Raw genomic sequence first — 1,873 nt, 5'->3', positions numbered from 1 at the left:
GATCAGAGAGCGGCCGGATCGTGATCCAGGCGGATCCGTCCGCGCCGGTCGGAAGCGTCGTGCTCCACGGTGTCGTCCATCAATGCGCGAGCGGGCACGCGATCCGGTTGCAGCAGTCTCGCTTCATCACGATTCGCGGGCTGACGATCACCGGCGCGGGCGGTGCCGGCATCGCGCTGCTGGGCGGGCGCAATCAGAACACCGCGATCCGGATCGAGCGCAACCGCATCTTGGGTAACGGCGGGCCCGAGTGCGACGGTGGCATCACGATCGCCGCGGGCAATGTCGGAACGCTGATCCTCAACAACGTGATCATCGCCAACGGCCGGAACGGGATCGCGACGGTCGACGCGGAGGGTGGCCCGCACACCATCGTGCAGAACACGATTCACGGCAACGGATGGAACGGAGTGAGCGCCACGCGGGCGCATGTGCTGCTGCTCGTCAGCAACGCGATCACCGGCAACGGCACCCAGGCCGGCTCCACCGGCGGCCGAGTCGGCGTGAGGCGCGAGACAGGGCCGGTACCCCCGGCGCCGACGATCGTGTTGCGGAACAATCTGGTCTGTGGAAACCGTCTGGGCGAGATCGCCGGACCGGTGCTGGATGGTATCGACGGCGCGAATCTCACGCCGACCGGCACCGAGGGCCCCGGAGTGACGGCGAGTCCCGGCTGCGACGATGCCGCTGTGGTCTACCGGGACCTGGCCGGTGCCGACGATCTGGTGAATACGCTCGACGACGACCCGACGCCGGCGCCGGGTTCCCCGCTGGTGGATCGCGGCCTCGACCCTCGCACTCCGCTGACGCCCCAGCTCAACCCCCGCTTCGAAGCCGACTACTTCGCCGAATCCGCTCGGCCGGTGGCCGGGACCGCGGGCGGCGTCCCTCGCTTCGACATCGGCGCGGCGGAGGCGCGGCTCGACGCACAGCCGCCGACGGTCGCCTTCCAGGCGCCGGCCGTGAATGCTCACGTGCGCGGGACCGTGACGGTCCAGGCACAGGCCACGGATAGCGGCAGCGTGGCCGCCCTGACCATGCAGGCGGACAGCCAGCCCTTGACCGCCAGTCTCGACCCAAGCCCGCTGGCCACCGCGGTCACGGCCACGGCCAGCTGGACCAGCAGCGGCGTCGCGGATGGTACTCACACGCTCACGGCTGTTGCGACGGATGAGGCTCAGAACTCGGCCACCGCCAGCCGGACCGTGCTCGTGGACAACACGCCGCCGGACACGCAGATCACCGGGGGGCCGGACGGGCCGATCAGCGGATCCGGCGCGACCTTCACGTTTGCCGGGACCGACAACCTGACGCCGGCGGCCGGCCTGGCGTTCGCGTGGCGTCTCGATGCCGGCGAGTTCACGCCGTTCGCGGCGGCGACCAGTGCGACACTCTCCGGCCTCGTCGCGGGGCCACACGCCTTCGAGGTGAAGGCCCGCGATCAGGCCGGCAACGAGGATCCGACTCCCGCCCGCCGCAGCTTCACCGTCTCGAGCCTGGAGGTGGCGATCACCGAGCCGACGTCCAATGCCACCGTACCTTCGGGAGTTCTGCTCGTTCGTGGTACGGTCGCTTCTGGTGGTACCGAGGTCGGTGTCACCGTCAATGGAGTGGTGGCGGCCATCCAGGGAGGCTCATTCGCCGCGATGGTGCCGGTCACGGCGCCGTCCGTTGCGCTTGCCGCCGTCGCGGCGACCCAGTCAGGCGAAACCGCGAGCCACACCGTGACCGTGACGGTGACCGAGGTGGGCGAAGACGCCGTGGCGCTCCGCGCGCATCCGCAGACGGGAGGCGTGCCGCTGACGACGTCGTTCTCCCTGCTCGGAGGGCCCGTTCCGGCCCGCATCGAGCTCGACCTCGATGGGGACGGGCA

At 70.3% G+C, this 1,873-nt stretch carries 1 protein-coding gene; it reads left to right on the top strand.

What is annotated here, in order from left to right:
- Positions 1-1,873 (top strand): right-handed parallel beta-helix repeat-containing protein (locus ACRDSQ_RS07685; protein WP_431419977.1); only part of this gene is annotated, 1,873 nt, incomplete at both ends.

This window comes from Actinokineospora sp. (assembly GCF_050699995.1).
Lineage (GTDB): Bacteria > Actinomycetota > Actinomycetes > Mycobacteriales > Pseudonocardiaceae > Actinokineospora.
Note: the sequence above shows the minus strand (reverse complement) of the source record. Positions and strands in the feature narration are given on the sequence as shown.